Origin of the sequence: uncultured Nostoc sp., assembly GCF_964245445.1 — a bacterium.
Lineage (GTDB): Bacteria > Cyanobacteriota > Cyanobacteriia > Cyanobacteriales > Nostocaceae > Nostoc.
In genome coordinates this window covers 1-5,877 of record NZ_CAXTNE010000379.1, presented here as the reverse complement: position 1 = coordinate 5,877, position 5,877 = coordinate 1, and the positions used below count along the sequence as shown (strand labels likewise).

4 protein-coding genes and 2 pseudogenes are annotated in these 5,877 nt (G+C 41.4%); 4 read left to right on the top strand and 2 right to left on the bottom strand.

What is annotated here, in order from left to right; all coding sequences use genetic code 11:
• From ACFE90_RS35310 to ACFE90_RS35295, 4 genes and pseudogenes are all read left to right on the top strand, one after another.
• Positions 1–329: pseudogene (locus ACFE90_RS35310) on the top strand (aspartate carbamoyltransferase); the annotation flags it as partial.
• 490 nt (positions 330–819) lie between these two features.
• Positions 820–1,248, top strand: a pseudogene (locus ACFE90_RS35305) (transposase).
• Between the two features lie 9 nt (positions 1,249–1,257).
• Positions 1,258–1,452 (top strand): pentapeptide repeat-containing protein, encoded by a 195-nt coding sequence (locus ACFE90_RS35300; protein WP_375506923.1) that lies wholly within the window; start codon positions 1,258–1,260, stop codon positions 1,450–1,452.
• A gap of 245 nt (positions 1,453–1,697) precedes the next feature.
• Positions 1,698–2,138 carry a pentapeptide repeat-containing protein gene (locus tag ACFE90_RS35295; RefSeq protein ID WP_375506922.1) on the top strand — a complete coding sequence of 147 codons (441 nt, stop codon included), beginning with the start codon at positions 1,698–1,700 and terminating at the stop codon, positions 2,136–2,138.
• 70 nt (positions 2,139–2,208) lie between these two features.
• Here ACFE90_RS35295 and ACFE90_RS35290 read toward each other — a convergent pair whose 3' ends face one another.
• Together ACFE90_RS35290 and ACFE90_RS35285 are read right to left on the bottom strand one after the other, a co-directional pair.
• Positions 2,209–3,549 carry a TldD/PmbA family protein gene (locus ACFE90_RS35290; protein ID WP_375506921.1) on the bottom strand — a complete coding sequence of 447 codons (1,341 nt, stop codon included), beginning with the start codon at positions 3,547–3,549 and terminating at the stop codon, positions 2,209–2,211.
• 258 nt (positions 3,550–3,807) lie between these two features.
• Positions 3,808–5,280, bottom strand: a complete 1,473-nt coding sequence (locus ACFE90_RS35285) for a TldD/PmbA family protein (protein ID WP_334879100.1) — start codon at positions 5,278–5,280, stop codon at positions 3,808–3,810.
• Between the last annotated feature and the right edge of the window lie 597 nt (positions 5,281–5,877).

Below are 5,877 nucleotides of genomic sequence, written 5' to 3'. Positions count from 1 at the left end.
CTCCCCAACTATTTCTACATTGGCAACTAGAACCAGCTTTGCAAAATGCCGATTTTGTAATGACTTTGCGCCTGCAAAAGGAACGTATGACGGCTCATTTACTGCCAAGTTTGCGAGAATATCATCAGCTATTTGGCATTACCCGTACAAAGTTACAACTTTGTAAACCTAACGTCAAAGTTTTGCATCCAGGCCCAGTTAACCGTGGTGTTGAAATTAGTTCTGAATTGATGGATGACCCAGAATTTAGTCTCATTCAATCGCAAGTTACCAGTGGTGTCGCCGTTCGTATGGCGCTGTTGTATTTGATAGGAAGCAGTAAGGTCTAAGGAATTTAACTCTCACAGGCAATGACCATCAGGATTTGGCTAGTTGAGCCAACTGTAGGCAAAGTGGTGATTCAAGGTCAGTTTATCATTTGTGCGAAATCTGTTGCGTCATTATCGCCAAAGTGAACAAATTGAAGCGAAACGGCGTGGAAAATACCAAAAGCCAACAATTCAAACCGAGCATCTATCGCTTATCCAATCTCTGGTTGAGGAGAAAAATGATTTGTTGTTGAGATAATTATGCGTAGGCGTAGCCCGCCGCAGGCATCGCTATCAAGAAAGGACAGGGATTAGGGTGAGTATCCCGACAATGCATCGTGCGATAGAAAAATTAATTACGCTGTAAAAAAAAGTCTTTATGTCAGCGAGCAAGATCCGCTCAGAGTGCAAGAGTTAAGACATGACTATCGGCGTTGGTTAGATCAGATTGATGTCAGAAATTTAATATTTGTCGATGAAGCGGGAATAAATTTGTCAATCGCTGCGCGGCTTGTTCGCCAGAGCCGTTGATGGCGAACGAGCCGTGGGTAGTATCCCCAGAAGCAAGAGTGGCAACGTTTCTTTGTCTTTGATTGGCGCTTTGAACATCGATGGACTGATTGCGTCGATGACTGTACCAGGAAGTACAAATACTGAGGTGTTTCTTACTTATGTGACCCAGGTCTTACTGCCTCAGCTATGGAAAGGGGCAATTATAGTCATGGATAACCTCAAGGTTCATCATGCCGAGCGTGTCAGAATTGCCATTGAGTCGGTCGGTGCAAAAGTCTAGTTTTTGCCGCCTTATTCTCCTGATTTATCACCTATTGAGCTTTGTTGGTCGAAACCGAAGCAATTCCTTCGTTCCTGTGAGGCACGTACTTCTGATTCACGATGGCCAAGCGATGGCTCTTGCTGTAAATTACATTACCGAAGATGATGCCTTCAGTTGGTTCAGTCACTGTGGTCTATTTACCTGAAAATTGCTGTAAGTAAGGCAAATCTAATTAGAGCAGAAATGAGTAGTACAAATCTGACTGGTGCAGATTTACGTGGTGCAGTCATGCCTGATGGAACAATTAACGACTCAAAATACAGCAGATTTCAAGTTGCAGATTTTAAATTGGTGAGGCACACAAGCTAAGTCTGTTACCCAGGTATAAAGCGTGTTTTGCTCCTGAATTCTACTGTATATAACGGTTTGCAGTTGTTGCAGTTGAGTCCAATAATATTACTATTAGTCCGATCGGACTAGCTTATAGAAGAATACCTATTCTCATAGAAATTATCTATTACTCCGATCGCATGAGTACAGAAGTCTGTAATCTTGGCACACTAGTATCGTAGAAGTCAAGAATTTAATGACTTTTAGAAGTGTCGGAGGTAAATATGAAAACAATTTTTTTGACGGCAGCAGCCATACTCAGCACGCTATCTTTAGCTGCTCCCCTTTGCGTCAAAGCAGAAAACTCCGCCCCTGTCCGGCGCTTGCTGGAAACTAGAGAATGTTCTGGATGTAATTTAACAGGAGCAAACCTCAAAGGCGCTCACCTAATAGGTGTTGACCTGAGAAATGCAAATTTAAAAGGAGCTAATCTTGAGGGTGCTAACTTAGAAGGTGCTGATTTAACTGGTGCAAATTTGAAGTCTGCTAATCTCACAAAAGCATTCGTCAGTGATACTATTTTAAATAATGCCAATCTCACCAACGTTAATTTGAGCAATTCCCGTTTATATAATAGTGACGTAGATGGCGCTGTTATGGCTAATATTGATTTAAGCGGTGCTGATGTATTTAATACTGCCATTAGCATTGGTGGGGAATACTAATGGTGAATAATAATTTCAAAGTGATGAGTTAAGAGTTAAATTCAACTCCTAACTCTCTACTTTTTAAGTTTTACTCACCAGTAATTGACAGTTCATTAACCCAGATTTTCGGGCAAACTCCCCCTGGCGTTAACTCTGCCTCTTTTTCTACATAAATAATTGACTTCAGGACTTCTAAGAAATCGCCAGCTACAGTTGCTGATTCAATACTCGTCCTCACACCCTTATTAACTAGCCAACCATCAAACGGCAAAGAAAAGGAACCTTGCAAGGCTTTAACTCCAGCATGGAGAGCTTGTAAATCATCGATAAAAATCACATTTTCAGCAGTTTCTAAACTTAACTCTTCTTCAGGAGTTGCTGTTGAAAAAACGTGGTAGAAATTGGGACTAACGCTAACTTTTGCACCAATACTGGCATTACCTGTTGGTTGGGTATTAAACCTTTTGGCAGTGCCTGCACTATGGAGAAAGCTTTTTAAAACACCATTTTCAATCAGCGAAACCTGACGAGTAGGAGTTCCTTCACCATCAAAACTTTCTGCGCCTACGTTAGCTGGGTGAAGTGCATCATCAAAAACTGAAAGCAGAGGAGAAGCAATTTGCTTACCTAAATCATCAGCAGTAGATAAGCTTTGGTTGTCCAAAATACTTTGAGCGTTGAATAAGTTAGAAAAACCACCCAACAGACTTAAGAAAGCTTCCGGTGAAAAAACAACCCGATATTTACCAGTTTTAATTTTTTCATAGTTTAAGTGACTGATAGTTTTATCTGCGGTTTCTTTGATGCAACCATTGATGTCTAAATTATCTAAACTATGGTTGATTCTAAAAGCACCTGCACTGCGAGGTTTTTTTCCTTCTTCCTCAGTTTTGCTGTAAAGATAAACTGATGCCAATGAGTGGGATTCAGTTCTCACTGCACCGTCGCTATTGAGATAAAACCTGTCAATATCTCTTTGCGATAAACCATTATAAGGTACACCTTTAATTGCTGGATGAGCTGCTAGTAATTCTTTTTCAGCTACCAACAATCTCTCTATAAGTTCAGCAACAGGTGCTTGGGGTGCCTTATCTTGGGGTTTATTTTCAATAGGAACAGTAGCTTCTGGACTAAAATCAGGAACATTTTCTTTAACACCAAAGAAACTAGCTTCGTAGGCAGTTTTCAAAGCTAATTCCAGTCCTTTGGGGTCTACATCTGTGGTGCTGGTGACACCCATTGTATTATCTTCATTCCAGACACGAACAGTAACACCAGAACGATTTGAGGCTTTGACTTGTTTTGGCTCACCTTGGTCTACTTGCACGCTAGTATCATCTACTGTTGAGCCATAAATGTCGAATTTATTAATGCCAAGCTTCTCAGCATTGTCCTTGGCGGAATTTGCAATCTCATTGATATTTGGCATAGTCAATTTTGGATTTTGAATTTTAGATTTTGGATTGGAAGCAATTTTATTTTGGATATTAGATTTTGGATTTTGGATGTTAAGCTTTTCCACAGAAAATTTGTTTGTATTTCTTGGGCGGGCGAGACGCCCACTCTACAACTGAGTATTATGCTAGATGTGGTTTAGCTTATGACTTATATTTGTTTGGTAGCTTTTTATTGACGTAATATCCTGATCATTCACAATCCAAAATCCAAAATCTCAAATCAAAAATTATTATCTTCCACCGACGGTAATAGAATCAACCTTGATGTGGGGTTGTCCTACTGTGGTGTAAATACTGCCACTGACGGAACCACAAAAACCTGGTGCAATTTCCAAATCTTGGGAACACATAGAAATTTTATTCATAATTTCCTTAGCTTCACCAATTAGAATTGCTCCTTTTAGCGGTTTGGTGATTTTGCCATTTTCAATCAAATAAGCTTCATCAACGCTAAAGTTAAATTGGCCTGTAGCACCAACGCTTCCGCCACCCATCTTTTTACAGTAAATACCTTTATCAACAGAGGTAAATAAATCATCAATGCTATATTCGCCAGAATCAATATAAGTATTACGCATCCGGCTAGCAGCAGCATAGGTATAATTTTGGCGGCGTCCACTTCCAGTTCTGGGGTGTCCGGTGCGTGCAGAACCTGTTCTATCTGCTAAGAAGTTTTTAAGAACGCCTTTTTCAATTAATAGGGTTCTTTGAGCAGGCATACCTTCATCGTCCATGTCAATTGTCCCGAAGGCATTTTCAGAACGCCCTTCATCCCAGGCTGTCAAACTTTCGTGGGCAATTTTTTCGCCTTTTTTGTCAGCAAAAGGAGTGGTATTGCGTTCAATTTGGGTGGTTTCTAGCAGGTGTCCGCAAGCTTCGTGGAAGATTACGCCGCCAAAGTGATTGGCCATAATAATCGGGTAAGTACCTGATTCTACGTAATCGGCGTAGAGCATTTTGCCAGCAGATTCTGCTATTTTTTCGGCGGCTTGTTGAGAATCCCAAGTTCTCAAGAAGTTGGCATCGCTAGTGTTACCAGCGCGTTCACCGATGGAAGCACGATTAGCACCATCAGCACACAACAGGTTAAATCCTACTGACTGAGTGAGGCGAATGTCACGGGCAAAAGTGCCGTCACTGGCGGCGATTAAAACCTCTTGCCAATCCCGGAAATAGGTAGCACGGCGCGATTGGACGTGGCTAGCTTTTTGCTTCAGGTGGGCAGTACCATCAAGGAGGACTTCTCCCATTTCTCGGATGGAGCTACACACTGGTAGCCATGCATCTTTACCTCTTTTGGTGGCGTAATCTCTCAACAATTCTAGGTTGATTTCTGGGATGAAAGCTTTAGCAGTGGGTAGTTGCAATCCCAGGATAGAAAGACCTTTTTCTAAAGCTGCTTTCAAACCGGAAAACGAAAGGTCATTGGTGCTGACGTAGCAATCAGCTTTGCCACGAAATACTCTGACTCCCGCGCCTGTAGAGAGACTGGGTGAAATACTAGTGATGGAGTCGTCTTCTGCAAGAGAACTAATATAGTTGCGACGTTCTAAAAATAATTCGATGAAGTCAGCACCTGCGGCGCGTCCTAGTCCCAGGAGGGTAGCCAGGGGGGCTTCCCAGGTTTCATCGAAACGCTCTGGTGTGGAGGAATATTGCAGGGTGGGAAGTTGATTCGAGAGAAGTAGCGTACTTGTAAGCATGGGTAGCCTCGTCTGCTGGCGTAGTTCAGAGATTTGACTGAAAAATCCCGGTGTGTTCAGTCTAACAAATCAGTGAAAGTCAGAGTCGGCAATTAAGTAGTAGGGGTTTCCTCACCTTGGAAATTTACTTCCCTCTCGTTAAGCGTGAGTGAATTGTAAGTAACGCCCTTTGAAGAGCGATCGCTATCATGTAGAGTCGAGATATAATACTCTTTCACAGAGAATGAGCAAACCAGAAAGTGAAAATTATCATACATAAATAATTGGAAGGCAGTCTAAGACTGTCTTCCAATTTCTTAAACTATTAGGAAAGAATATCCACATATATTGGTAAAATCAACAATTTAATCAAATTTATTTTTAATTTCTGCGTAAGGATTCAGGTCTGAGGGTGTTGACAAGTGTGACACCCAAGGCAAAGTATCAAAATTATGGATAAAGAACACTCTGCTTGCCTAGATCATGAAAGCCTGCTCCAATTATCAAATGAACAATTGGTAAATGTCATAGTGGAGCCAATACGGTTCAGATAAGCTCTTGAGGCTCTTGAGGCTCTTGAGGAAAGAGAGTTATTATTAAGCAATTTCTCTTCCCCTG

Bases quoted from the DNA above. Each gene is read 5' to 3' on its own strand.
- ACFE90_RS35285 (WP_334879100.1), bottom strand. From the start codon at position 5,280: ATGCTTACAAGTACGCTACTTCTCTCGAATCAACTTCCCACCCTGCAA.
- ACFE90_RS35290 (WP_375506921.1), bottom strand. From the start codon at position 3,549: ATGCCAAATATCAATGAGATTGCAAATTCCGCCAAGGACAATGCTGAG.
- ACFE90_RS35295 (WP_375506922.1), top strand. From the start codon at position 1,698: ATGAAAACAATTTTTTTGACGGCAGCAGCCATACTCAGCACGCTATCT.